This window comes from Mycobacterium simulans, from assembly GCF_900232995.1.
Classification (GTDB): domain Bacteria; phylum Actinomycetota; class Actinomycetes; order Mycobacteriales; family Mycobacteriaceae; genus Mycobacterium; species Mycobacterium simulans.
This window is the reverse complement of sequence record NZ_OCVX01000007.1, coordinates 789,169-813,760: the sequence shown is the minus strand read 5'-3', so window position 1 is coordinate 813,760 and position 24,592 is coordinate 789,169. Positions and strand designations below refer to the sequence as shown.

Genomic DNA, 24,592 nt, shown 5'->3' with positions numbered 1-24,592 from the left:
GCGTGGCCGCGTCCGGAAAGTTTCGCGTCGCCGATGATCTGGAGATCATCCGGCGAGTCCTTGCCCACATCGAGGCCGGCACAACCGACGAGGGCGAGGCCTGGCGCGAACCGGTGCAGAATTATCTCCAGCCAAGCCGATTTGCCAAGGAACTGCGGTTACTGCGCTGTTCGCCCAGTGTGTTCATTCCGTCGGCGGCTATACCGAATCCGGGCGACCACGTCGAACGGATCAGTTTCGGCGTGCCACTTTTCGCCGTACGCGGCCGCGATCGTCAGGCGCGGGTGTTTCGCAACGCGTGTCGTCATCGCGCAATGGCTCTCGTTGCGGGCGCGGGCTGTTCCCGTGCGCTTGTGTGCCGCTATCACGGCTGGACGTACCGCCTCGATGGAGAGCTGGCCCACATTCCCCACGCGGGGGGCTTCCCCGATCTAGACATGTCGACACGCGGATTGGTTGAAATTGCCAGTCGTGAGGTCGACGGCCTCGTTGTGATAGATGCGCTCGATGATCACGGCACTGATTCCTTACCAAGGGTTACCGATGCCGCTAGGGAGTTGACCGACGGGAGTCCGTGGGCAGACATATTGGTGTCGGCTGAGCATCTAGTGTTCGTGGAATCAATTGTCCAGCAAATTAACTGGAAGATTCTCGTCGAACAGTTCTTGGAGGGCTATCATATTCGCTCAACGCACCGTGACACGTTCTACCCGGGTCAGTACGACAACCTCAGTATCGTAGAAACTTTCGGCCCCAACAGCCGAATCACTTTCCCGTACCGCAATATTGAAAGACTGCGTCAGCGCCCGACGTCGACCTGGACGGTCGGTGGCCGGCTGACCTACGTGTATCACCTCTTCCCGAACACGATTGTGGCGACGTTGCCCGATCGCGTGGCGGTGATCGCGATCGACCCTGTCGGCGTCGACCGCTCCACGGTCACTACGTACGTCATGACGACGCCAGGGCTCGCCGAGCGAGCACGGCAAGCAACGGTAAATGCCGTGCCGTACAACCACAATGCAAGCGTTTCGAGCGTCCTTCACCGAGGGGCCGTAGAAGACAACGAGATGTCTGCAGGTGTGCAGCGTGGTTTACGCGCAGGCGCGAGCGCTTTCGTGGAGTTTGGTCGGCACGAAAGCGCCATCGGGCACTTCCACGCCGTCCTTGAGGAGCGACTCGCTCGACTGTAGGCATCAGGCTGAGTTGCGAAACGGTTCGGCCTATGTTGCGCCGATGCCGTGTGGAGTACCGTGCGCTAATGCCCGATCGAAACCGCCGTTTCCTGCTCCGGCAACGCCCAACCGGACGCATCGGTCCGGACACCTTCGAACTCGGCGAGGTACCGATCCCGGAGATCGGCGACGGCGAGGCACTCGTACGCGTCGATTGGATCTCCCTCGATCCGACCAACCGAGCGTGGATCAACGACACGCCGACCTACCTGCCGCCGGTCGGTATCGGTGAAGTCATGCGCGCGGGTGGCCTCGGCGAGGTTGTTGCGTCGAAGAATCCGAACTACGCGGTCGGGCAGATCGTTCAGGGTCTCGTCGGCTGGCAGGAGTATGCGGTTGCCTCCGACACAATGCCGTTGTTTCCGGTCGACGTAGCCGAGGGCGTCTCGCCGAGCGCGTACATGGGTGCGCTCGGGATGACCGGGCTCACCGCGTGGATCGGGATCCGTGATATCAGCAAGCCGCAGCCGGGCGAGACCGTTGTGGTGTCGGCCGCGGCGGGTGCGGTCGGCTCGGTGGCCGGGCAGCTCGCCAAGGCCAGTGGCGCCCGTGTCGTCGGGATTGCCGGCGGCCCGGAAAAGTGCGCGATGCTGACCGAGCAGCTCGGCTTCGACGCGGCCGTGGACCATCGCGCCGAGGATTGGGCCGCCCAGCTCGTCGCTGCGACGCCCGACGGCATCGATGTCGACTTCGAGAACGTCGGCGGCGACATCATGGACGCGATCTTCGCGCGTCTCAACATTGGCGCACGCGTCGCGCTGTGTGGGCTGATCTCCGGCTATAACGACGCCGACCCGCCGCCGGGCCCGCGCGCCTTCGCCAACCTGCTGATCCGGCGAGCGACGGTGCAGGGCTTCATTGTTTTCGACCACTTCGGCCGTGCGCCGGAGGCAATTGGCGAGATCGCCAGCCTGATTTCCGAGGGCAAGCTGACGCCGCTCGAGACCGTCGTTGAGGGCTTCGAGCAGCTGCCGACTGCGATCAACATGCTGTTCGACGGTAAGAATGTTGGCAAGCTTATGGTCAAGGTCTAGCTCTGACCTCGTCGATTAGGTAGCCGTCAACGAAGTCGTGCAGCGCGGGGGCCAGCGCAGCAGCGCTCGAGCCATGCAGCTTGGCGAGCAAGATAAGACCCTGGTAATGAGCGAATATCGCGTGGGCCAGCCGATCGGGGTCGACGTCATCGCGCAATATCTTGTCAGCGGCGGCCTCGCGGCAGACCTGGGCGAGTTGCTCTTCCAGTACGGCCAACCGCGCGGCGAGGTGGATGCGCACCGCTTCATCGGTGGTCGACAGCTCGGCTGCCAGGTTGCCGAACGGGCAGCCGACGAAGCGTCCGAACTCCGCATACAGTGCCGTCTGGATGGCGCCGATCGCGTCTGGAATCGCGGCGAACTTGTCGGCGGCCGTGGCGCCGGGCTGGCTGGTCAGGCGCGCTTGAAAAGCCTGCATGTGGAGATCGATAACCGCTTTCGCCAGTTCAGCTTTCGATGAGAAATAGTGGTAGAAGCTGCCTTTGCGAACGTCAGCCGCGCCACAGAGTTCCTCCACACCCACGTCGTGGTAACTGCGCTCGAGGAACAGTCGTGCCGCGGTTGACACGATGCGATCCCGGGCGTCGGAGGTTCGTGGCACCCACAAAGCCTATCGAATAGTTGACTGGTCGGTCAAAAATCCGTTACGGTGTGCACCATCGCCGGCCCTACCGAATTGGAGATGGCAGCAATGAGCTCCAGCAACCCGGATGTTTTCCGAACACCCGATTCGCGTTTCGAGCGCCTTCCTGGGTACGACTTCGAACCGCACTACCTGGAGGTCGACGGTTTGCGGATGCACTATCTGGATGAGGGGCCACGGGAGGGGTCGCCGGTGGTGTGTTTTCACGGCGAGCCGACGTGGGCCTATCTTTACCGCAAGATGGTGACGCCGCTGGTCGCGGCCGGCCACCGGGTCATTGTTCCCGACTTCGCCGGCTTCGGACGCTCCGACAAACCCACCGACCGGCGCTGGTACACCTACGACCGACACAGCGAGTTGGTCGCGAAGGTGCTGGGCGCTCTCGACCTGCATAACGCGGCGGTGGTTGTCCAAGACTGGGGCGGCCCGATCGGACTGCGCTGGGCGGTGGAAAACGCCGATAGGGTTGAGGCGCTGATGATTTTGAATACCGGTCTGTTCACCGGACGGGTGTCCAAGGGATTCATGGCCTGGCGCGACTTCGCGGAAAAAAATCCGGATTTGCCCGTCGGATTCGTCATCCAGGGAGCCACGACCAGCCAGCTTTCCGATGACGTCGTGGCTGCCTATGAGGCGCCGTTCCCTACTGCAGAGTCAAAGGCCGGCGCTGCGCAATTTCCGCTGCTGGTCCCCATCAGCGAAGACGCCCCTGGCGTATCGGAAATGCAGGCGGTCAGCGACGAGCTGTCGCGATGGCACAAACCAGCTCTCGTTGCCTTCTCCGACACCGACCCTGTCTTCCCCTACCCAAGGTCGGGACAGGTTTTTTGCGACTTGATCCCCTCTGCACACGAGCAGGTGCGAATTGAGGGTGCCGCGCACTTCGTTCAAGAAGACCGTGGTGAGCAATTGGCCGGGGAACTGCTTGGCCTGCTCGCCAAGGTTTAGCCAGCTGAAAACAGTTGCTTACCAACGATTCCAGTCGCGACGACGCACTGGCAGGATATTGGCCGAGCCCGTGGCCGGGCGAGGACGGTGGGCCGCGCCGTACCCAGGCGCCGCACGGCAGCCGCGGACTCGGCATCGCCGACGGCGAACGCCTTGAAGTAACGACTCGAGACGCCTACGCGGTGACGATGGTGGTGCTTCGCGATCCCGGCGAGGTGTACGTGCTTCGGCACACGTTGGGGCCGCGGATGCTCGACAGTCCGTCGACCGGGTGGGTCGAGCGCATCGACCCCGAGTCGCTACGGCCACTGGAACGTTCACCGGAACTGGCCGCGGGGCCGTTCTGGCCCGGCGGGCTCGCGGCCCATGCCAACGGCTCGCTCTACACGGTGTTCGGACGCTGGTGCCATCGACTGGCGCCGGACTGCTCGGTGATCGAGCGGCGCGAGCTGCCCCAGCCCCGCCCGTACAACTCGTTCGTCATCCTCGCCGATGGGACCATTGCCACAAAGGATCTCGATCGAAAGAATGACTCGCGGCGAGCCCGGCTCTCGCTGCTGGAACCCGAAAGTCTGCAGCCGCGTTGCGCCGAGGTCGAGCTGCCCGAGCGAGCGATCGCACGACTGTCCAGCGACGGCCACGCCATCTACGTGGTGGGTGTAACCACGACGTACCGCTACATCTGGGACCCGTCGGCGGAACGCCTTGAGCTGGACGACAGCTGGGTGCTGCGCTATGGCGGCAGGCCGGACCAGAGCTACGGCTGGGATCCTGTGGTGGACGGCGGCCAGATGTGGTTCCTTAACAACGGCGAACACACCTACACCCATTCGATGCTCGCCGCCGGTGTGGCGCCCAGCGCCAATCAGCTGATCCGTGTCTCCCTAACGGACGCAACCGATCACGAGTTCGTCGACGTCTGCGGCATCGCTCGGGGTGCCGTCACCAATCCACCGTTGTACGACCCACAGCGCCGGATCGCATTGGGCTATGACTCAGCCAATGGTGTTCTTGCCGCCTGGCGCCTCGGCGATTCCGGACTGGAACGCCTGTGGCGGCGCCCGTACGCCACGGCCAGTCACATGGTCCGATTCGCCGACACCGGCGAGGTCGTGATCAACGACTTCCACGGCAGACTCCCCGGCTTACGTGGCCATCGCCTGCGCCGCCTGATGACGTACGGCGGGCCGCTGTTGAACAACAGGGGTGTGCGCGCGGCAGGCGGGCGCCGCTGCGCAGACCATGTCGTGGCGATCGACATCGAAACCGGGCACGAACTTGCGCGCACTCCAGTCCCAAGCCTCTTCCAGGGCGTCGTGTTTCCCGCGGTCGGATGGAATCGTGATCTGTACTATCCGACTATTTGCACCCTTGCACGAGTAAGCGTGGTCTGATCGCAATCCGGTTGACCGGGAGTCGTAGCGCGCAAGCCGCGCTACTTTATAGCGCGGTTAGTGCATCATGTTGGTGGTTGAAGTAACCAGTGGCAGGGGTGGCGGTGTAGCAGCTGCGCGGACCCGGTCGCTGTCGGACGTTGCCTATGTTAAAGGGGCCGGTTTTGGTTTTCGATGTAGCGTTTGATCACCGACAACGGCGCTCCGCCAGCCGATGCGGCGAAATGCGAAGGCGACCACAGGTGGCTAGGCATCCGGGCGCGCACACACGTTCCGGTGTACTCGCGGCGCACCGTGTAGCTGTAGCGGCCTTTGAGCCGGCGTAGCAGTGTAGCGACCGCCAGGGTGGGCGGGTAAGCATCCAATAGGTGCACGTGCTCGGGCTCGCCGTTGAACTCAACCAACTCGGCATCCAGATCGGCGCACACCCGACATGGTGTGCTCGCAGAAGTCCAGCATCGCCGAATCCAGAATCCGCCGACGGTATTTGGTTACGAATACAAGATGTGCCCACAGCGCCGAGACGCTGTGGGCGCCACGCCGGTGGTTGGCGCTGCCTGCCGCAACCGCGATGTCGGTGGTGTCTTTTATGGTCGTGGCGTGCACACCGAAGGTGTCTACCCGCCTGCACCGGCAACAACTGTTGGTGGCTGTGATAGGGCGCGCGGTGAGCGTAAGCCGCGGGCGCGCAAGCGCCCCAAGGATGCGCCCACGCATGTGCGGTCGTGGCCGCTGCGCCCGGACGCGGGGCAGTGCCGGGTGATCCGGACACGGTTTTTCGCGGGGGCGCGGGTGTATAACTCGGTGCTGGCCGAATTCATCGGGCGTAGCCGCGCCGTCAAATCCGATCCGGCGTGGCAGGTGGCATGCCAGCTGCCACGGCGTACGAAGAAGGAACGCGCCGCTCGGCGGGCGGCGTTGGATGCTGTGACGGCGGCTCATGGGTTCAGCGATCGTGCCGCGCAGTCGTTCGCGTCGTCGTTGCGCCAGTCCTGGGTGCGTGAACACGTGCCGGCCCAGGAGACACAGAACCTGGGTGCGCGGGCCTTTGATGCGGTCAAGCAGTGGCATGTTCGGCGTCGGGGAAAGCCACGGTTCAAGAGCACAAAGCGTGGGCTGCATTCGTTGGCGGCTAAGGACGGCAACGGTGCGTTACGACCCAAGACCGACGCCGCCGGACGGTTGGTCGGGTTGCAGTGGGGGCGCCGGGATGGTGATCGCGATCGCGGCGGCGGCCCAGTCGGGTCGCCGCGGTAAGGAACAGCGCGCCGAGCTGGCCGAGATCGAGGCGCTGATCGCTGTGGGCAAGGTGTTGTCTACCCGGATCGTGCGCACGGTGATCAACGGGCGCGACACCTACCGCATGCAACTGGTCTGCGATGGGTCCCCGACGCGGAGGCATCCGGTCGGTGATGGTCGGGTGTCGTTCGACTTGGGGCCCAGTCAGATCGCGGTGGCCATCGAGCGCAGTGATGGTGCCTGGACGGGATGGGTTGAGCCGCTGGCTGATCGGATCCGGTTGAACATGGTGCGGTTGCGCCGCGGGCAGCGGCACGTGGACCGTCAGCACCGTGCCGGCTCGCCGGGCTGCTTCAACCCCGACGGCACGCATAAGACTGGCCGCTGCCACTGGCAGCAGCGTTCCCGCGCCGCCAAACAGGCCGCTACGGTGGTGGCTGAGCAGCATCGCCGCCTGGCTGAGCACCGTAAGACACTGCACGGTGGGCTGGCCAACAGGTTGTTGGCGCACGGCGCGGATGTGGTGTGCGAGAAGCTGAATTACGTTTCGTGGCAGAAGAATTTCCCCCGCAGTGTGCGCGACCGGGCACCAGGGTTACTGGTGGAGGTGATGCGCCGCAAGGCTGAAAGCGCCGGCGGTGATCGCCTTTATGAGTTCAACCCGAAAACGACTGCCTTGTCGCAAACCTGTCTGTGTGGGAACCGCAAGAAAAAGCCGCTCTTCCAACGGGTGCATCGTTGCGCATGCGGCATCAAAGAAGACCGGGACCTGTTTTCGGCATTCCTGGGGCTGCATGTCCGCCAGGGGGCTGATGGTCTCGACCGGCTGGATCTGGAAGCAGCCAACCATGGTTGGCTGATCCACCGTCACGACGTTGATGGGCGTCGAGGTCCGGCCGTAGCAGTATCTAAGCGGCGAGGCCGCAGGTGTCCGTCCTCGCGGAGGTCAGTGGCGCGTATCAAGGCCCGAAGGGCCTTGCAGCGACAGAGCCGCTCGGCGCGAACCTTCCCTGCTGGTGAGCCCACGGCGCTACCCGCCCAACAGGGGCATAGCGAGACAGCACACCACCACAAGGAATCCGTGCATCTTCGATGCGCGGAGGACGTCGAGCAGAAACGATCTACATTCGCGGTTTGGGGACGCGAGAAACACCAAAATTGCTGAGGTCCCGTCGTATGTTAGGGAAACGATGAGCAGCACGGATATCGAGCAGGTCCTTCGCAAACAGCGGTTGCGTTCACTGCAGGCCGGATCCATGCTTCGCGCCGGGGTCGTCATCATCATGCTTCTGGGGATGGTGATCGACATCGATCCGATTCGATGGCCTGCGCAGATTGCGCTGCTTGGCAGCTACGCACTCATCGCGATATGCACGCTGACAGTGGCGTTTTCTGCGGCAAGGTCGCGTTTTACCGGTGACAAGGCGCTACTGACTTTCGCATTGGTTGACGTCGCGGCGGTGTTCGGCTTCAAGCTGTTGTCGCCCGGCGGATATATTCCGCTGTTGGTGATGGCGCTGCTGCCGAGGATGGTGGCTGTCGAGTTGTCGGTGCGACGTGCCGCTACTGTGCTGGCTTGCAGCCTTGCGGTATTTACCGCATCGGTTCTTCTGGACCCGGTGATCGCGCCACGCCTTGGTCCGGCGATCACGGCGTTGATAGTGCTGATGTATGGATTCGTCTGCGGCACAGCTCTATTGGTGGTGCTTTTTCGGCTGCGGAATGTTGACGAAATGGCGAAACTGACGAGGTCTCGCGATGAGTTACTCGCGCAGACGATGACCGCCTCGGAGGTCGAGCGCCGGCAGATCTCGGAATCCATCCATGACGGACCGCTGCAAGATGTGCTCGCCGCCCGGCGTGACATCGCCGACTTCGTCAAGGTCTCCCCCGATGCGCCCCTCGAGCACGCACTGGCGAGCCTGCAGGACGCTTCGCGGTTGTTGCGCGAGGCGACTTTCGAGCTACACCCAGCCGTACTCGATCAGGTTGGCTTGGCCGCTGCCGTCGAAAAGCTGGCTTCCGTTGCGGCGGCTCGCTCGGGCATAGCCATCACAACCGACACCGATTACCGGGAAGCCAATGGGATCGACCCGATCCTGTTCGGAGTGGTTCGCGAGTTGTTGGCCAACGTAACTCGCCACTCGCAGGCCACCAGGGCATCGGTGAAACTGGAAGTCGCCGATGACGTGGCTCGTATCGACGTGGTAGACAATGGGATTGGTATCAACCGTGACGCCGCGGCGCGGCGTCTCGCACAGGGACATATCGGTCTGGCATCACATCGGTCGCGAGTGGAAGCCGCCGGCGGCACGCTGACCATCGTCAATGAGCCTGTCGGGGCACACCTGCGCGTGGAGCTGCCGCTACGGCGCTGACGCTGCACCGTGTGGGCGAGCGGCTCTCTTCGATCACCGCATTAGTCTGAACATCGCTGGGCGCCAAGCAAAGTCGTGACGTGACGGTCGAATCGGCAGTCTCTTGATGGCGCCCGCTTGAGGCGTCGCTACCAGCCCTGATTCCAATTTGCAGAAAGGCGCTCCGTCAATTGGGGGGCGCAAATTCATCCTCTGTGTAGCCGGTCAGCCGATGTGCATCGACATCTCGACGCGGCACCTTAGATATGTGGTTGTTATCACTTATCACACGGAACGTGAACTCAATAACCCATCCAAGCGCAAACGCAATTCCACAGAGTCGGTCCGTTTCGCAAAGGAGAACCCGTGTCCTATGTGATAACCGCACCGGAAACACTGGCGGCAGCGAGCGACGACTTACGGGGTGTCGGCGCTGCGTTAAGTGCCCAGAACGCGGCCGCGGCCAGCCCTACCGCCGGGGTGGTTCCCGCTGCCGCCGACGAGGTATCGGCGCTAACCGCAGCACAGTTCGCCGCGCACGCCGAGATGTATCAGGCGGTCAGCGCCCAGGCCGCAGCGATTCATGAACTGTTTGTGACCACCCTGCGGACCAGCGCCGGTTCGTATGCGGGCACCGAGGCTGCGAACGCGATCGCAGCGAGTAGCTGACTGTCAGAGGATCAGGAATGGACTTCGGAGCCTTACCACCTGAAATCAACTCGGGCCGAATGTATTTGGGACCCGGGATCATGCCGATGCTGGTGGCCGCAGCGGCGTGGGAGGAATTAGCCGCCGAATTGCACGCGGCAACGGCCTCGTACGCCTCGGTGATCTCTGGTTTGACCAGTGGGCCGTGGCTGGGTCCCACATCGATAGCGATGGCGTCCGCGGCGACGGCGTATGTGGCTTGGTTGAGCGCCACTGCGGCGCAGGCTACACAGGCCCATGTCCAGGCGAACGCGGCCGCTGCCGCTTACGAGGCTGCGTTCGCCATGACCGTGCCGCCGCCCGTGATCGCGGCCAACCGTGCCCTCCTCATGTCGCTGATTGCGACCAACTTTCTGGGTCAGAACACCCCAGCGATCGGGGCCACCGAAGCGCTCTACGCCGAGATGTGGGCTCAGGACGCCACGGCCATGTACGGCTACGCCGCCGCCTCGGCAGCGGCAACGAGATTGACACCGTTCACCCCGCCGCCGGCGATCACCAATGCGGTCGCACTGGCCGGGCGGGTCGCCGAGGTTGGCAAGGCCGTCATGTCGGCGGGCCCCGGGCTCATCGCTGCGGTGCCCCAGGCGCTGGAACGGCTCGCGTCGGTCACGCCACCGCCTTGGGTGCACAACCTCCTGCTTTGGGTGTACAACCTCCTGGAGTTTCTGTCCGACATGGCGGCGTTTGGGACTACGACTGCGCAGATTACAGGTGCGTGCATGTCGGCCATGTCCGCTGTGAACGCGGTGGCGACCGCCGCCACCGCGCCGGCGAAGGCGTTGGGTTCGGCTACGGGCGGGCTCAGTTCCGTAGCCGGCGCGATGCAGTCAGCGGGTCTCGGTGTTCGGCCGCCGGCGATATCGGCGAACCTGGGACATGCTCCGTCGATCGGCCGCATGTCCGTGCCGCCGAGCTGGACCACGATGGCTTCGCCGAAGGGCCACGGCGCAGCGGGGTTGCCGGGTACCCGACGGGGCGGCGCACCCATGGTCATGGAAGGGGGTCCGGGCATGCCCGGGATACCGATGGCGACGGGCGCGGGTCGCAGCGGTGGCGACTCGATTCCGCGATACGGGTTCCGGCCGACCGTGATGGTGCGCCCGGTCGCGGGCGGATAACTGGGCGTGCCTTTCCGCGGATCTCAGCGGATCGTCACTCCAGCAGTCGACGCCGCATCGCCTCGGCGACGGCCGCTCCCCGATCAGAGACACCAAGCTTCTCGTACAGGCTCTGCACATGCGTCTTAACGGTGCTGGTTGCCAGGTGAAGTTGCGACGCGATCTGTGGAACCGACATCCCGTCGGCCATCATCTTCACCACCTGACTTTCGCGCTCGGTCAACAACGTCGTCGCCCCCCTGGCCCGCCGCTTGACTTCGCTAGCCAACCCGCCGGCTATCCCGGTCGGCAGGTACGCGTCGCCGCTGGCGCACTTGACCACGGCGTTCACGATTTCGTCGCTATCGGATTCCTTGGTTAGATACCCCGAAGCACCCTCGGCCAGAGCCTTGTAGACAACCGAGCTGTCATCAAAAGCACTCAGCAACACCACGTGAGTGGGCAACCCATCACGGGTAATCGCGTGAGTGACTTCAAGTCCATCCAGCTCGGGCATCTTGTAGTCGAGCAGGGCTACCGCGGGTCTGAGTTGCCGGATGGCGTCCAGCGCCGCGCGACCGTCCGCCACCTCGGCCACGACGTGCACCCGTCCGCTGGACTTCAACGCGCGCACCACACCTTGGCGCGTTACCGGGTGATCGTCGGCCACGACGACTGTGACTCGAGTGGGGTCGGCCATGGGCTGCTCCAAGTGCTCGCTGCAAAGCTTGCTCGCCACGGCCGAGGGACGGACGGGCGCCTCCTCATTGTTGCTTCCCGGTCCGAACGGCGTGGCAGTTTGCTCGCTTCCGGTCACGCAATTGCTGGGTGTCAGTGAACGACTCTGCCACACGGCGGCCAGCGATGCGCTCATCGGCTAGCGCCGGTGACTTCGACGCGGTGTAGATCGGGTCCCAGCTCGATGCGCCCGTCGAAATGTGCGGCTGCGCACGCTCGCCAGGCCTCCTCTTGACCCGGCGCGATCGCCGGTACGCAATGGGTGAGCACCAAAGTACCCACACCGGCGCGCGTGGCGGTTGCAGCTGCCTCTTCCACCGAGGAGTGGTAGTCGCAGATGTCTCGGATGCGCTGCAGGGGCAACGCTGCGATGAGATCCTTGCGAATCACGGTGTGCACCATGGCGTCCGCTTTGCTGGCAAGTTGGTCAAGGCTTTCGCACGGCACAGTGTCGCCGGCCAATACGACCGAGACGCCGTCATGCTGGACACGAAACGCGATCGTCGGACACACAGGGCGGTGGTCCGTCGGCGCCACCAAGACCCGAACTCCGTCCCGGTCCCAGACAATTCCGTCGGTGTGTTCGCGGACCTCGACGGCGGGCGGCTGGGTCAGGTCGGCGTGGTGAGCAATTCGATAGCCGATATCGGCGCTGAAGGCGGCCAACGTCGCCTCCACCATCGCCGCGGTTCCCGGTGGACCGATGATCGGCAACGGCGCCGCATCGGGGCCAAACGTGCTCACCCACCGGGTGATCAAAACATCACCGAGATCAGCGACATGGTCGCTGTGCAGATGGGTCACCAACAGCGCGGTCAGTGCGTTGGCACCCAGACCTACGGCGGCGGCGCGTTGTAGCACTCCCCTGCCACAGTCGACGAGAAAAACTTGACCACCCGCGCGCACGAGGGTGGACGGGCCAGCGCGCAGCGGATCCGGAATCGGGCTGCCGGTGCCCAGCAAAGTAACTTCAATCACGCCATAGGTATGCCACAACCGCTCATCCCGGCGCCAGCGCCCTCGGTGATCCGTTTATGGTCGGCCGCACCGCCCCAGCGGCGGTCCGCGAGGTGCGGTGCCTCTACGAAATATGCACCACGACAGCATGTTTCGTAGAAATCAGGTAGTTTGCACCTTTTCCTCGCCATAGCGAGAACCTGCTAAACGTCCCCCAAAAGGAGGAGAGAACTTCAACCGGCAAATCCGGCGTTCATCCGACAGATTTGTCGCGACCACCGGCCGATAGTGGGCAGTACGGCGAGTAACGGCTCGCCACGAGATCCAATCAGGACAAGGGGAATCGACATGAACGGCACCGCCCACCCGATGAGCAGCGGGACGCACAAAGCGTCCGGGCGCGCGCGATCCTGGCCATCGGCCGGCGCGGTGGTGTTGGCGCTGGCCGCGGCCGCTGGCGCCCTCTCCCTCGCGGCTCCCGCGCAAGCCCGGGCGGACGCCTGCGCCAGTGTCGGCGGCCGCCACGTATCGGTCGGCGGGTGTACAGATGTCGCCGGCACCATCGAACAATACGTACCCCCGCCGGCCTACTACCCGCCGCCGTCGGAGTCCGCTCCACCCCCACCGCCGCCAGAGCCGGCCGGCTACGCCAGTGTCTGCGCCAACGTGGGCCGCCACGTCAACGTCAGCGGGTGCGTCAGCACCGGCTAGTTCCGGTCCGCCGACCCGAAGTGCTTCAGAAGGGAACGATTATGACGGAGCCGCACCAGGTGATGCGAGAAAGTCTGCCGATCGCGGACCACAAGCATGTTGGCTTGACGACGTATGACGCCAAGGATCCCGACACCACGTATCCGCCGATCACGATGCTGCGCCCTCCGGCGGGCGCGCCCAACGTGTTGATAGTGCTGCTCGATGATGTGGGATTTAGCGCGTCATCGGCGTTCGGTGGACCTTGTGATACCCCTACCGCCGAGCGCCTCGCTGCCGACGGACTCAAGCTCACCCGCTTCCACACCACCGCGCTGTGTTCACCCACCCGCCAGGCGCTGCTGACCGGTCGCAACCACCACTCCGTCGGCGCGGGTGGGGTCACCGAGTTGGCCACCTCGGCCCCTGGATACAGCAGTGTGCGGCCGAAGGACAAAGCCTCCATCGCGGAAACTCTGCGGCTGAACGGGTATTCGACGGCTCAGTTCGGCAAGTGTCACGAGGTTCCGCCGTGGGAAGTTTCGCCGGTTGGGCCGTTTCATCAGTGGCCTACGGGCTCAGGGTTCGAATACTTCTACGGATTCGTCGGGGCGGAGGCCAATCAGTATTACCCCGGGCTCTACGAGGGAACCACCGCGATCGAGCCCCCAAAGACCCCCGAGGAGGGATATACCCTCACCGAGGACCTCGCCGATCACGCGATCAACTGGGTGCGTCAGCAGAAGGCGCTCGCCCCTGACAAGCCGTTCGTCATGTACTTCGCGCCGGGCGCCACGCACGCCCCACACCATGTGCCCGCGCAGTGGTCCGACAAGTACCGGGGCAAATTCGACGACGGCTGGGATGTGTTGCGTGAGCAGATCTACGCGAGGCAAAAAGAACTTGGCGTGATACCCCAAGACGCGGAATTGACCAAGCGCCACACGGAGATTCCGGCTTGGGACGACATGCCGGCCGAGCTGAAACCGGTGCTGGCGCGGCAGATGGAGATCTACGCCGGCTTCCTGGAGCAGACGGATCATGAGGTGGGACGTGTGGTAGACGCGATTGCCGATCTCGGCGTCCTGGACGACACGCTGATCTTTTACATCATCGGCGACAACGGCGCGTCGGCCGAAGGCACCCCGCTCGGCTGCTTCAACGAGATGACCACGCTCAACGGGCTGGGTGGCATCGAAAGCCCGGAGTTTCTGCAAAGCAAGATCGATGACTTTGGAACACCGCGCGCCTACAACCACTACGCGGTGGGCTGGGCGCATGCGTTGTGCACGCCCTATCAGTGGACCAAACAGATCGCGTCGCATTGGGGCGGCACCCGTAACGGTACGGTTGTGCACTGGCCCAACGGGCTTACCGATAGCGGCCAGTGCCGTCACCAATTTCATCACGTGATCGATGTGGCCCCTACCATCCTGGAGGCGGCCGGGCTACCCGCGCCGGCGTCGGTCAATGGCATTGCGCAGGCACCGATTGAAGGCGTGAGCATGTTGGCCACGCTGCGTGACGGCAACGCGCCGGAGAACCACGATCTGCAGTACTTCGAATGCTTGGGCAACCGTGGCATCTATCACAAAGGCTGGATGGCGGTAACCAAGCACCGCACCCCGTGGCTACTCGACGCGCCGGCGTTCGACGACGATGAATGGGAACTCTACGGACCCGGCGACTGGACCCAGGCCCACGACCTGGCCAAGGACAATCCGCAGAAATTGGCAGCGCTACAGCGCCTTTGGCTCATCGAGGCCGTCAAGTACAACGTGCTGCCGCTCGATGACCGTTCGTTCGAGCGCTTCAATCCCGATATCGCCGGGCGTCCCAAGCTGATTCGCGGAAATCGGCAGCTGTTGTTCTCTGGAATGCGGGTCAGCGAAAACTGCGTGCTGGGACTGAAGAACACCTCTCACTCAGTGACCGCCAATGTCACCGTGCCCGAGGACGGCGCCGATGGCGTGATCGTCACCCAGGGTGGTCTCGTCGGGGGGTGGGCGCTGTATGCCCATGAAGGCCGGCTGAAGTATTGCTACAACTTCCTGGGCATCCACCAGTTCATGGTGACCGCCGACCAGCCGATTCCAGCAGGTAACCACCAGCTCCGCATGGAGTTCGCCTACGACGGTGACGGACTCGCCAAAGGCGGCGACGTCACGCTGTATTACGACGGCGCCCCGGTGGGCAAGGGACGAGTGGACATTACGCAGCCCATGGCATTTTCGGCCGACGAAGCGTGCGACGTCGGGCGCAGCACGGGCTCACCATGCTCACCCGACTACGAGGCAACCGGTAACGCGTTCAGCGGCGAAATCGCCTGGGTACTGCTGGAAATCGGCGGCGACAGCCAGGATCACTTGATCAAGCCGCAGGATCGGCTGCTCGTCGCCATGGCCAAGCAATAGGCGAGGCCGGGCGTTACGGCGTTACGGCGTTACAGCGTCGCAACGATCAAGAGCTTCGATGGGTCGCGGGGATCGACTCGCACCGGCACCTCGGCACCGACCTTGACGGGCGGGGCGGTCGACAGCTCGAGCGCGATGCGCCTCGTGGCGCGGTATGGATCGCGGTCCGGCAGTCGCACGTCCAGCACCAGCTCATGCCAGCTGCCCAGCATCGTGGTCGCGACGTTTTCTCGGATGCCGACGATCGTTGCGACGCCCGCCAGTCCCTCGCGCATCAGGCGCTCCCGATCGGCGTTGAGCGCGTTGAGTTCGGCCAAGGTGTCGACCGCTTGCCGCTTGTCGGACCGCGTGACCCGCTGGCCCGCACTGGCTTTCCTCGCTCGCTGGAACCAGCCCACGGATGTCAGTTAACCAGCTTGCCGTGCGCGTCATCGTCGAGCCCCTTCGGGCGTGTAGCGTTGCCGCACATGTTTCGCATGACGGTCCAGGACGTGTTCTTCATCCGTGGTCGTGGGGCGGTGGCTACCGGCCGCGTGGAGTACGGGGAGCTGAGGGTCGGTGATGAGGTGCGAATCAACGACGGGCCGGGCGTCAGGGTCGACGCGATCGAGACATTCCGCAAAAAGGTGGACATCGCGACGTTGGGCGACAATGTTGGCCTGCTCTTCAAGAAGCTCACTACAAGCGACCTTGCCGCCGGAGATGTGATCACGTCAGGAGGCGTGTTTCTCGCATAGTCCGGGCCCACAACTGGGCCACTGGCAGTCGACCTGTCTGCCCTCAGATGCCTAAACCGGCCTTGTCCCGAAACGCATTGCGATAGCTATGTGGCGCCACCCCAGCCACCCGTCGGAACTGCTCACGGAAATTGGCCGCTGACGCGAATCCAACCCGGGCTGAAATGTTTTCGACGCTATCGGAGGTCGCCTCCAGCAGTTCCTGGGCGTGTCGGATGCGAACACCGTTGACCCACTGGATGGGTGTCTGCCCGGTCTCAGCCCGGAACCGACGGTTAAGGGTCCGCACGCTGGTGGACGCGTGGCGCGCGATGTCGCCGAGTGTCAACGGTAGATGCGCGTTGTTCTCGATCCAGGCCAGCACGCCGTCGAGTTCGGTGTGGGACTCGCGTCGATTGCGGATGATGAACTGGGCTTGGCTGCCGATGCGATGAAGTGGGGCTACTGCCAGTCGGGCTGCGTCGGCGGCGACGGCGGAACCATAGTCGCTAGCGACCATGTGAAGGCATAGATCCAGGCCCGCGGAGGCTCCGGCCGAGGTGAGAATCTGGCCTTCGTCGACATACAGCGCATCGGCATCGAGCCTGACGGCGGGATAGGTCGCCGAAAACAATTCGGCCGCTAGCCAATGCGTGGTCGCACGTTTGTCATCCAGGATCCCCGCTGCGGCCAGAGTGAACGCTCCAGTGCAGATGGAAGCGATCCGAATTCTCTTGCTGTAAGCGGACTTCAGCGCAATGACGACGTCATCGCCGACTGCCGCGGTGACATCATTGCGCCCGGGCACAACGATGGTGTCGGCGTTGGCGAGCTCCTCCAGGCCAAAGTCAGTACCGATCCGGATCGGTCCAGCCGCAACCACAGGCGCACAGCCGCACACCCGAACCTGATAGCCAGGATCACCATTGGCTAGCCGGACGCGGCCGAACGCCTCAATCGCGATGGCCAGATCGAATGCGATGGCGTCCGGCTCAGCCAGCACGGCGACACGGTGCATGCGTTGGCAATATACCGGCGCAGCGTGTCTATCCGGCCACTGGTCCCGATCGGAGGGACCGGCGACCATGACGGGATGCATGCGCAAATCGTGTTGTACGACAGGTTTGACCCGCTCGACGTCATTGCCCCATTCGAGGTGCTCGCCGCGGGCAGCGAAAGCGTGGGCGGCGAGCTGGCGGTGACGCTGGTCTCCGCGCAGGGGCCGCGCTGCGTCACCAGTGGCACACGCGGTCTCGCGTTAGCCGCCACCGCTGCGCTCGACCCGTCCAAGCACGGTTGTGTGATCGTGCCCGGTGCCAGCGGGCCCGTCGCCGGTGACCCCGACGATGGAGTTGATACCATCCCGGTACTGCTGGCGCGGGCAGCGCAGTCCGACCTAACACCGTTGCTGCGGAAGGCATTTGACAATCCAGATGTCACCGTGGCCGCGGTGTGCGGTGGATCGCTGGTGTTGGCGATGGCAGGCCTGATAGAGCGACGCCGCGCAGTGACCCACCACATGGGCATGGATCTGCTGGAGGCTGCCGGCGTACACCCTGTGACGGCCCGGGTGGTCGACGATGGCGATCTCATTACCGCCGGCGGGGTGACGTCCGGGCTGGATTTGGCGCTGTATCTGCTGGATCGCTGGTACGGCCCGCGGATCGCACATGCCGTCGAGGAGCTCTTTGAGTACGAGCGTCGAGGCACCGTGTGGCGCGACGCAGGCCGCGATCCGGTGGAGGTATAGGTGGGCATCGAAGGCGAGTGGGACGTGAGCATCAAGACTCCCATCGGCACACTTGCGGTGCGGTACGTGTTCGCGCAGGAGTCCGAGCTGATCGTGGGCACTGCAACATACAAGGACGAAACGATTGCGTTGCAAGACATTACGAGTCAAGCCGTTGCGGACGGCACCCGGCTGACATGGCGCCAATCGGTGACCAAGCCCCTGCGGCTGAATCTGGCGTTCGACGTCACGGTCGTTGGCGACACAATGAGCGGGCATTCGCGCGCCGGCCGACTGCCGCGTTCGGTGGTTGCCGGAAGTCGCCGCCGCTAGGTGAGTTGTTGGGATCGGTAGCCGCCCAACGGGTCTGTACTTATCGCAGCAACGGCGCCATCGAGGCGTCGGCTCAGGAAAGGAAGACCGAAAAAATGAAGATCGTGCCCGCCAGCATCGAAGAAAAGATCAACCGTGTCGATCGCCAATACAGCCTGGCCATCGGGATTGGCAGCGCCATCCTGGCCGTTTGGTCCTTGTTCCGAGTGATTTGGCTGCTGTACATCTCGATGACGTTCGGCTGGTTCGTGGGTGCGTTGGCCTTCCAACTCGTGCTATGGGGCGTAATCGGTGCGGTCGCCGCTGTCGCGGCCATCGGGTTCCTGACCCGCTACACCAAGGGGCCCGGCTCTGAACGTGTTTGATGTCACGACACAAGCGCCAATCGGTCCGAACTGTGCCGGGGTTCGGGCCGATTGCTCGTCGCGTCAGCGTTCGGTGATACGGCGCAGCGTGCCGTCGAAGAGTGTGTCGAAGACCTGTTGATGGCCGGCGCTGGCGGCACCGGTCAGGACTAACCCGGATGTGCGTGCGTAGGAGTAATAGTCAATCCGGGTCGCGTCGGCGGGGTCACCGCCGATTGTGGTGGTGATCGAGTACCGAAAGCGTTGGGGCCCGGCGGAGGGGTGCGAGTTTTCGAGGATGCTCACCGTATAGGAGCCGACGGCGGCGCTGCTGAATCGCAAACACCGCGAGACCAGGCCGGTGAACGCGTCAAATCCGGACGGATCGAATTCCCGGCCAACCATCAGGCGGATGTCTCTCCGGTCGGCGACCTCTGGCGGATCGGCGGGGTCGTGCCCAAAGACCTCCGCGGCGTCGAAAGCGCCGGTCGAGGCCACGCCCACCACCGAGAAGCATTCGGCGGGATCAATGCCCAGCCCTTCGTCGGACACGTGATATCTGAAGTAGCCGAACGTATCCGAGAGCTCCTTGATGTCGCTGACCGTCCAGGAGTCCGGAAACTCGCTCTGCTTCGGAAGCAGATCCGCCAACTGCTGGTCGCTCAGCGCGGCCAGCTTCGGAGCCAGCCCCTCGGGGCCCGACGGGCCCCGGTTTCGCCAGCCGTCGAGCGCCGACGGTGCGGTGATCACCACTGCGGCGGATGCGATCACGCACAACGCGGCCACGATCGGCCACGGCCGGCGCGGCTTGTGGAGTCGAGACGGGTTGTTCACAAGCCACGCAGCTTTGTCAGCGTGTGGGAGGCGATCTGCTTCACCTGGTCGAGTTCGGCGCCCTCCATGTAGATCGTGCATTCCAGCAGGACACCGCGCACGGCGTAGTAGGCCACATGATAAGTCGACGAAGGGTCGCGGCTGCCGATCGTGGTGAACGTCCTGGTGACTGTGACGGCTGCGTCGGCGCCGTCCGCCGATCGGGCTTCTACCCGGGTCGTAACGTTGCGCTGATCTTTGAGCTGGCCATCAAGAAAGTAGTTGGCGACTTTGTAGGCGCCGCATTGGTCCAACCATCGCAGGTAATTCGCGATCCGGGCCGTGCCGTCGGGAACGACCCAGATCGCAAACCGCGCATTCGGCCCGTGTTCGCGACTCTCCCCAGTCGCGGCAGCGTCCGGTTGCGGGGCGTCCTGCACGAACAGCTGGGCATACCGATCGACTTGGACGTAGGCGGCCAGCGCGCCCCCAGAATGATCGAGGACTTTTGGGATGCTCCCGCATATCTCGGGTGTGTAGACGGCCGCCGGATCGGGGCTGGACTGGGCTGCCAACGCGTCGATGGGCGATGGTGCGGCTCGCTGCAACCGGCCCGTCAACGAGTAGCCCCAGTCGGCCGGGAAGTCGGCGCTGGCGGGCAACGCCGTCGCGAGAGTCCAGTCCGTTCGAGACGCCAGGCTCGCCGTTGAGCCGTGGGCCCGACTTGGGTGCGGTGCGGTCAACGGCAAGGTCAGGCCGCAGGTGCCGAGAACGGCAAGAGCGATAGCGCCCACCACCCGCGGCCACGGTTGGCCAGCCGTCGCGGACCGCATCGTGCTCCTCCCCGCGGGGCCGGCCTGCGCGGCGTCCGCATTGCCACCGGGGTCGTCGGCGTCCACATTAGCGTGGTACAGCGGCAATTCAGCCCAAGGACACAACGGCGTCGTCTGCACTCGCCGCGATGGCCCACGAGCAGAGTAGTGTTCCCAAGCCATGGGCGATGCGATTCATTTCGTCGACGCGAACGGGCTGAAATTCGCCTATCTCGAAGAGGGCGCTGGGCCCCTGGTGCTCATGCTGCACGGGTTCCCGGACACGGCGCACACCTGGGACGATCTTCGTCCGCGAATCGCCGCCAAGGGATACCGCGCAGTCAGCCCATTCATGCGCGGATACCACCCGAGCGCAGTGCCCAACCGGGATCCCGATCAGGAGACATTGGCGCGCGATCCACTTGCGTTGATTGACGCACTCGGCGCCGGTGACGCCATAGTGATCGGGCACGACTGGGGAGCCTCGGCCGCATACGGCGCGGCCGCGCTCGACCCGGAGCGGGTGAAAAAGCTGGTTGTCATCGGCATTCCCCACCCCGCCGCGCTCAAGCCATCACCGAAGAAGCTTTGGGGCGCCCGCCACTTCGCGGTCTACAAGCTGCCGGGGGCGCCGAAACGCTTCGCGCGCAACGACTTCGCAGCGCTTCCTGCGATCTATCGGCGTTGGTCGCCGACTTGGAATCCCGACCCGAGCGAGTTCGACGCCATCCGCGCAAGCTTTTCCAACCCGGCGAGCTTGAACGCCGCATTCGGCTATTACCGAAAGCTCTCCCCTGTCCCGTCGGCGTCACTCAAGGCGCGAATCACCGTGCCAACGGTCGTTTTTGCGGGGCTCGACGATCCTATCGTTGCGCCTTCGGACTATCGGGGCGCCGCCCGGATGTTCGCGAACGATTACGTCGTCGAGGAGGTCCCGGGCGGCCACTTCATGCATCGGGAGCACCCCGAAACGTTTGCCGAGCGGCTTTTGACTCACCTCTGATCCCGCGTGGCTTGGGTGTGATCTTGAGGGCGTAGGCCGGCCAGACGTCCAACACGTCGGGGACGGTGACCACGATGCGGTCGTCTGTGTGTTTGTGTTCCAAGACGCCGCCACCTAGCAGCTCGACCTTGGTATCCGGGCCGCCCGAAACGCCGGGTATGCCGATGCGGCGCTCCCCCGGCGCCTGCAGCAACGTCGCGTACACGGCGTCGTCACTCTGGGTGAAGCGCACCTGGGTGCCGTCGGTGGCGGTAGTCTCTGCCCTCACCCAGGGGCGGGTGCCGAAGTAAGCCTCGCCGGTTACGTCGAGCCATTCCCCGAAGTCGGCGAGCAGCTTTGCCTGCAATTCGGGGATCGTCCCGTCGGGGTACGGTCCGATGCCGAGCAGCAGATTGCCGTTCTTGCTCACCAGGTCTGCGAAGGAGCGGGCAAGCCCGGCGAGGGACAGCATCTCGTCGGGACCCTCCAAGCGGTTGTTCCCGAAGGAGTGCCCCACCCCACGGGTCGACTCCCATTTGTATGGCTTGATCGCGTCGTACTGGGCATATTCGGGCGTGCGAAAGTCGTAGTGGAAACCGGTCGGAAAATCGAGAACCTTTACGCGGTCGGGTAGATACTTCCAGACTGCGCTCGCCAGGCTGAGGCCACGCATGAGCAACGGTCTTGTCCCACGACCCGCCGGAAGCTGCAGCTGTGCCCAGCGGTCATTGATGACCCCGTCGGGCACGCGGGTGTAGTAGTAGGCGAACAGCTCGGCGAGGTCCGCCTGCGGCGGGTATCCGATGTCGTTCCACAGCACCGAGGGCTGGTAGCGGTTGACCAGCTCGCGGACGTGATCATTTGCGTACCTGGTGTATTCGTCGGTCTGAACCAGCGAGCCGGCCATGCCGGCGAAGTCGGTAATGGGCGCCGGGTTGAATGTCCAGTCGTACCCGCCCGAGTAATACAGCCCCATCTTCAGGTCTCGGTCGCGCACCGCGGTCGTCAGGTCACCGACGAGGTCGCGGTCGGCATGCCAGGAGTCCTTGTGCGGGTTGGAATGTCGGCTCGGCCACAGGGTGAATCCGTCGTGATGCTTGGTGGTGAGAACCACGTAACGCGCGTGTGCCCGCACAAACAAGTCAGCCCACGAGGCTGGATCGAACTGGCGCGCGGCGTCGTTGAACATTGGCTTGAAGTCGTCGTAGCGGAAGTCCGGACCGTAGGTCTCGAGGTGATGTCGTTGCGACGGGCTGCCGGCGATCTGAATCGTGTTCTGGTACCACTCGGCATATGGGTTGTGCTTGAGCCAATACGCTGGCCCCCTTGTTGCCATGAGTTCCTGGATGTCGGCCTCGAGCGGTGCCCAGCCAGGAACCGAATACAGGCCCCAGTGGATGAAGATGCCGTATTTTGCGTCCTCGAACCACTGGGGCACGGAACGTGCGTCAAACGTATGCTTAACGCCGCGAAGAGATTTCATGCACCGACTAGCTCTGGGTGAAACTTTTCGACCATGCGGCGTATCCCGTCGCGCCAGTCGACGGTGGTTCCGCCGCCGATAAGTTCGTGCAGCCTGGTCACGTCGACGGGGTTGCCACGCAGCGCTTGTTGGCTCTCGTCGAATACCGGCTCGCGGCCGACCAGCGTGCCGATATAACTACACCAATCCTGGATGCTGACGATCTGGTCGCCGGCCCAATTGACGGTGGTGGCCGGAACTGACGCCGCCGCAAGCAGTTTGGGGATGGCCGCGATGATGTCGTCTTCATGGATCGGGTTGTAGCGCGCCGGTCCGCCGGGCGGGACCGGGATGGGGATCCCGGCCAACATCATCTCCATATGGAAGTACGGCCACCCGCCGTTGTTGCCGTACGGCACGTTGAGCCGAGCGATGGTGGTGGGAACCTCAAGAGCGCGCGCCATCGACCGGGCGACGACCTCCCCCGCGATCTTGGAAATCGAATAGGTGGGGAACAAGGGCTTGTGGTTGTCACCTAGGGCGGCGCGCTCGGTCCGCAGTTCGTCGTCCGGCGGATCGTAGACGGCCGCCGACGAGCAGTGCAAGAACGCCTTTAGGGCAGAATCGGTGCCGCGGCAGTGGGCCATCAGCAGGCCAATCGATTCCGCATTGGCCCCTAAGTCTTTGTCCCACTTGCCGCTTTTGGCCACCGCCAGATTGAGAACGTAGTCGAAGTCCGACGGGAGCTCGCTGAAATCGCCTTCGGCGAGGTTGACCGGTTGGCACCGAACGCCCGCTTGATCGAGGCGGGTACGAGCGGCGGCGTCGCTGAAGCGGGCGATCCCCCACACCTCGTTGTCGGAAGCCAGCGCCATGGCTATGGGAGCGGCGACCTGGCCGGTCACCCCGGTGATCAGGATCTTCGAGGCGCGCATGCGCCGATGGTATGCGGCTCGCTTTGCGGCCCGACCGTCAACCGGGGTTGCCGGCGGTCCCATCGGTCCCGTCGAAGCCCGGGTTTCCGTCGGGACCGGCAGAGCCGTTATGCGATGCTGCCCCCAAGCCCAAGCCGGCGACGCCCCCACTACCCGCGTCGCCGCGCGTGCCGCCGTCGCCGCCGACGCCGCCGTCGCCGCCGATGCCTGCAGCGCCGTGCTTGCCGAGCAGGCCGCCGCGTCCGCCGGCGCCGCCATGACCCCCGGCACCGCCGTCGCCGCCGTCGCCACCATGGCCGGCGTCGCCACCGTCGCCGCCGTTACCGCCGGTTGCCGCGCCATTGGGGGCACCGGCGCTGCCGCCCGCGGCACCGTCGCCACCGTCGCCGCCCAGGCCACCGGCGCCCCCAGTACCACCGGCACCGCCGTGCCCGCCGACGCCGCCCTTCCCGGCCAGCAGGCCACCCGCACCGCCGTCACCGCCCGCGCCGCCGGCGGCTCCCAGACCACCTTGCCCGCCTGCGCCGCCATCACCGGCGGATCCGCCATTTCCGCCGAAGGCGTTGTTGTTGGCGCTGTATGCGGCGAGCGTGGACGACGAATCCATGGGGACGTGGCCACCGCCCGCACCGCCGGCACCGCCGCCCGAGCCGCTGCCGCCAGAGCCGCCGGTTCCGCCGAAGCCGCCGTCACCGCCGTTACCGACCAGCAGCCCGCCGCGTCCGCCATTGCCGCCGGCGCCACCGGCGCTGCCGTTCTGACCGTCCAGGCCGCCGCCGCCGTCACCGGCGTGACCGCCCCAACCCGCGGCGGCCAAACTGTGGCTAGCGCGCGCGTAGCCGGCCGCGCCGCCATCACCGCCGTTGGCGCCGCCGCCGGCGCCGCCATCACCGCCGTCGCCTCCGTTACCGGCCAGGGCGCCGGACGCCAATGTCGCTCCGTTGGCCTGAGTGGCGTCGGCGGTGCCGCCCTTACCGCCGCCACCGCCGGCGCCGCCTGCGCCGCCGGG

25 protein-coding genes and 2 pseudogenes are annotated in these 24,592 nt (G+C 64.6%); 16 read left to right on the top strand and 11 right to left on the bottom strand.

The window, feature by feature from the left end:
* The first annotated feature begins 2 nt into the window (after nt 1-2).
* Together MSIMFI_RS25845 and MSIMFI_RS25840 are read left to right on the top strand one after the other, a co-directional pair.
* The gene (locus MSIMFI_RS25845) at nt 3-1,193 is read left to right on the top strand and encodes an aromatic ring-hydroxylating oxygenase subunit alpha (protein WP_224770435.1); all 1,191 of its coding nucleotides are present in this window, start codon (nt 3-5) and stop codon (nt 1,191-1,193) included.
* Nucleotides 1,194-1,261: 68 nt separating this feature from the next.
* Complete coding sequence (locus tag MSIMFI_RS25840) at nt 1,262-2,269, top strand: NADP-dependent oxidoreductase (RefSeq protein WP_191499725.1); 1,008 nt, start codon at nt 1,262-1,264, stop codon at nt 2,267-2,269.
* Here MSIMFI_RS25840 and MSIMFI_RS25835 read toward each other — a convergent pair.
* Nucleotides 2,259-2,870, bottom strand: coding sequence for a TetR/AcrR family transcriptional regulator (locus MSIMFI_RS25835; RefSeq protein ID WP_186243397.1), 612 nt, complete (start codon nt 2,868-2,870; stop codon nt 2,259-2,261). The two genes, MSIMFI_RS25840 and MSIMFI_RS25835, sit on opposite strands and share 11 nt — an antisense overlap.
* Nucleotides 2,871-2,960: 90 nt before the next feature.
* Between MSIMFI_RS25835 and MSIMFI_RS25830 the strand changes: the two genes are divergently transcribed.
* Together MSIMFI_RS25830 and MSIMFI_RS25825 are read left to right on the top strand one after the other, a co-directional pair.
* Nucleotides 2,961-3,860, top strand: a complete 900-nt coding sequence (locus MSIMFI_RS25830) for a haloalkane dehalogenase (protein ID WP_191499724.1) — start codon at nt 2,961-2,963, stop codon at nt 3,858-3,860.
* 14 nt (nt 3,861-3,874) lie between these two features.
* Nucleotides 3,875-5,254 carry a hypothetical protein gene (locus MSIMFI_RS25825; RefSeq protein ID WP_191499723.1) on the top strand — a complete coding sequence of 460 codons (1,380 nt, stop codon included), beginning with the start codon at nt 3,875-3,877 and terminating at the stop codon, nt 5,252-5,254.
* A gap of 149 nt (nt 5,255-5,403) precedes the next feature.
* On the opposite strand, the pseudogene tnpA reads toward MSIMFI_RS25825, so the two are convergent.
* Nucleotides 5,404-5,827 (bottom strand): annotated as a pseudogene (gene tnpA, locus MSIMFI_RS25820) (IS200/IS605 family transposase).
* A 27-nt stretch (nt 5,828-5,854) separates the two neighbouring features.
* On the opposite strand from tnpA, the gene MSIMFI_RS28650 reads away from it, so the two are divergent.
* The 5 genes from MSIMFI_RS28650 to MSIMFI_RS25800 all read left to right on the top strand — a co-directional run bounded on the left by MSIMFI_RS28650 (nt 5,855) and on the right by MSIMFI_RS25800 (nt 10,679).
* Entirely contained in the window at nt 5,855-6,511 is a 657-nt protein-coding gene (locus MSIMFI_RS28650; protein ID WP_224770434.1) for a hypothetical protein, read from the top strand.
* Entirely contained in the window at nt 6,465-7,658 is a 1,194-nt protein-coding gene (locus tag MSIMFI_RS25815; protein ID WP_224770433.1) for a transposase, read from the top strand. Before MSIMFI_RS28650 ends, MSIMFI_RS25815 begins: the two co-directional genes overlap by 47 nt.
* Before the next feature lie 25 nt (nt 7,659-7,683).
* Nucleotides 7,684-8,871: a sensor histidine kinase gene (locus MSIMFI_RS25810; protein WP_191499722.1), complete on the top strand. Its 1,188-nt coding sequence runs from the start codon at nt 7,684-7,686 to the stop codon at nt 8,869-8,871.
* Nucleotides 8,872-9,216: 345 nt separating this feature from the next.
* The gene (locus tag MSIMFI_RS25805; RefSeq protein WP_191499721.1) at nt 9,217-9,519 is read left to right on the top strand and encodes a PE family protein; all 303 of its coding nucleotides are present in this window, start codon (nt 9,217-9,219) and stop codon (nt 9,517-9,519) included.
* 17 nt (nt 9,520-9,536) lie between these two features.
* A complete protein-coding gene (locus MSIMFI_RS25800; protein ID WP_191499720.1) occupies nt 9,537-10,679 on the top strand; it encodes a PPE family protein in 1,143 nt (380 codons plus the stop codon).
* A 34-nt stretch (nt 10,680-10,713) separates the two neighbouring features.
* On the opposite strand, the gene MSIMFI_RS25795 is transcribed toward MSIMFI_RS25800, so the two are convergent.
* Nucleotides 10,714-11,358, bottom strand: coding sequence for a response regulator transcription factor (locus MSIMFI_RS25795; RefSeq protein ID WP_191499719.1), 645 nt, complete (start codon nt 11,356-11,358; stop codon nt 10,714-10,716).
* Between the two features lie 170 nt (nt 11,359-11,528).
* Nucleotides 11,529-12,374, bottom strand: coding sequence for a ribonuclease Z (locus tag MSIMFI_RS25790; RefSeq protein ID WP_191499718.1), 846 nt, complete (start codon nt 12,372-12,374; stop codon nt 11,529-11,531).
* Between the two features lie 327 nt (nt 12,375-12,701).
* Here MSIMFI_RS25790 and MSIMFI_RS25785 point away from each other — a divergent pair, with 327 nt between their 5' ends.
* Together MSIMFI_RS25785 and MSIMFI_RS25780 are read left to right on the top strand one after the other, a co-directional pair.
* A complete protein-coding gene (locus MSIMFI_RS25785; protein ID WP_224770432.1) occupies nt 12,702-13,064 on the top strand; it encodes a hypothetical protein in 363 nt (120 codons plus the stop codon).
* 41 nt (nt 13,065-13,105) lie between these two features.
* Nucleotides 13,106-15,457, top strand: coding sequence for an arylsulfatase (locus MSIMFI_RS25780; RefSeq protein WP_318187429.1), 2,352 nt, complete (start codon nt 13,106-13,108; stop codon nt 15,455-15,457).
* Nucleotides 15,458-15,486: 29 nt separating this feature from the next.
* On the opposite strand, the gene MSIMFI_RS25775 is transcribed toward MSIMFI_RS25780, so the two are convergent.
* Nucleotides 15,487-15,855, bottom strand: a complete 369-nt coding sequence (locus tag MSIMFI_RS25775) for a DUF3592 domain-containing protein (protein WP_191499717.1) — start codon at nt 15,853-15,855, stop codon at nt 15,487-15,489.
* A 69-nt stretch (nt 15,856-15,924) separates the two neighbouring features.
* Between MSIMFI_RS25775 and MSIMFI_RS25770 the strand changes: the two genes are divergently transcribed.
* On the top strand, nt 15,925-16,194 hold the full coding sequence (locus MSIMFI_RS25770) for an EF-Tu/IF-2/RF-3 family GTPase (RefSeq protein WP_191499716.1): 270 nt from the start codon (nt 15,925-15,927) through the stop codon (nt 16,192-16,194).
* Between the two features lie 43 nt (nt 16,195-16,237).
* On the opposite strand, the gene MSIMFI_RS25765 is transcribed toward MSIMFI_RS25770, so the two are convergent.
* Complete coding sequence (locus tag MSIMFI_RS25765; protein WP_191499715.1) at nt 16,238-17,191, bottom strand: GlxA family transcriptional regulator; 954 nt, start codon at nt 17,189-17,191, stop codon at nt 16,238-16,240.
* Between the two features lie 75 nt (nt 17,192-17,266).
* Here MSIMFI_RS25765 and MSIMFI_RS25760 point away from each other — a divergent pair, with 75 nt between their 5' ends.
* The 3 genes from MSIMFI_RS25760 to MSIMFI_RS25750 all read left to right on the top strand — a co-directional run bounded on the left by MSIMFI_RS25760 (nt 17,267) and on the right by MSIMFI_RS25750 (nt 18,600).
* Nucleotides 17,267-17,923, top strand: a complete 657-nt coding sequence (locus tag MSIMFI_RS25760; protein WP_191499714.1) for a DJ-1/PfpI family protein — start codon at nt 17,267-17,269, stop codon at nt 17,921-17,923.
* Nucleotides 17,924-18,235 carry a hypothetical protein gene (locus MSIMFI_RS25755; RefSeq protein WP_191499713.1) on the top strand — a complete coding sequence of 104 codons (312 nt, stop codon included), beginning with the start codon at nt 17,924-17,926 and terminating at the stop codon, nt 18,233-18,235.
* A gap of 95 nt (nt 18,236-18,330) precedes the next feature.
* The gene (locus MSIMFI_RS25750; protein WP_191499712.1) at nt 18,331-18,600 is read left to right on the top strand and encodes a hypothetical protein; all 270 of its coding nucleotides are present in this window, start codon (nt 18,331-18,333) and stop codon (nt 18,598-18,600) included.
* Nucleotides 18,601-18,663: 63 nt separating this feature from the next.
* Here the strand turns inward: MSIMFI_RS25750 and MSIMFI_RS25745 are convergent, their stop codons facing one another.
* Both MSIMFI_RS25745 and MSIMFI_RS25740 read right to left on the bottom strand, forming a co-directional pair.
* A complete protein-coding gene (locus MSIMFI_RS25745; RefSeq protein ID WP_191499711.1) occupies nt 18,664-19,413 on the bottom strand; it encodes a hypothetical protein in 750 nt (249 codons plus the stop codon).
* Nucleotides 19,410-20,291 (bottom strand): hypothetical protein, encoded by an 882-nt coding sequence (locus MSIMFI_RS25740; RefSeq protein WP_224770431.1) that lies wholly within the window; start codon nt 20,289-20,291, stop codon nt 19,410-19,412. The genes MSIMFI_RS25745 and MSIMFI_RS25740 overlap by 4 nt, the downstream gene beginning before the upstream one ends.
* A gap of 94 nt (nt 20,292-20,385) precedes the next feature.
* Between MSIMFI_RS25740 and MSIMFI_RS25735 the strand changes: the two genes are divergently transcribed.
* Nucleotides 20,386-21,207 (top strand): alpha/beta fold hydrolase, encoded by an 822-nt coding sequence (locus tag MSIMFI_RS25735; RefSeq protein WP_191499710.1) that lies wholly within the window; start codon nt 20,386-20,388, stop codon nt 21,205-21,207.
* On the opposite strand, the gene MSIMFI_RS25730 is transcribed toward MSIMFI_RS25735, so the two are convergent.
* From MSIMFI_RS25730 to MSIMFI_RS25720, 3 genes and pseudogenes are all read right to left on the bottom strand, one after another.
* Complete coding sequence (locus MSIMFI_RS25730; RefSeq protein WP_191499709.1) at nt 21,152-22,669, bottom strand: alpha-L-fucosidase; 1,518 nt, start codon at nt 22,667-22,669, stop codon at nt 21,152-21,154. The genes MSIMFI_RS25735 and MSIMFI_RS25730 overlap by 56 nt on opposite strands.
* Entirely contained in the window at nt 22,666-23,583 is a 918-nt protein-coding gene (locus MSIMFI_RS25725) for an NAD-dependent epimerase/dehydratase family protein (protein WP_191499852.1), read from the bottom strand. Before MSIMFI_RS25725 ends, MSIMFI_RS25730 begins: the two co-directional genes overlap by 4 nt.
* A gap of 37 nt (nt 23,584-23,620) precedes the next feature.
* Nucleotides 23,621-24,592 (bottom strand): annotated as a pseudogene (locus MSIMFI_RS25720) (PE family protein); the annotation flags it as partial.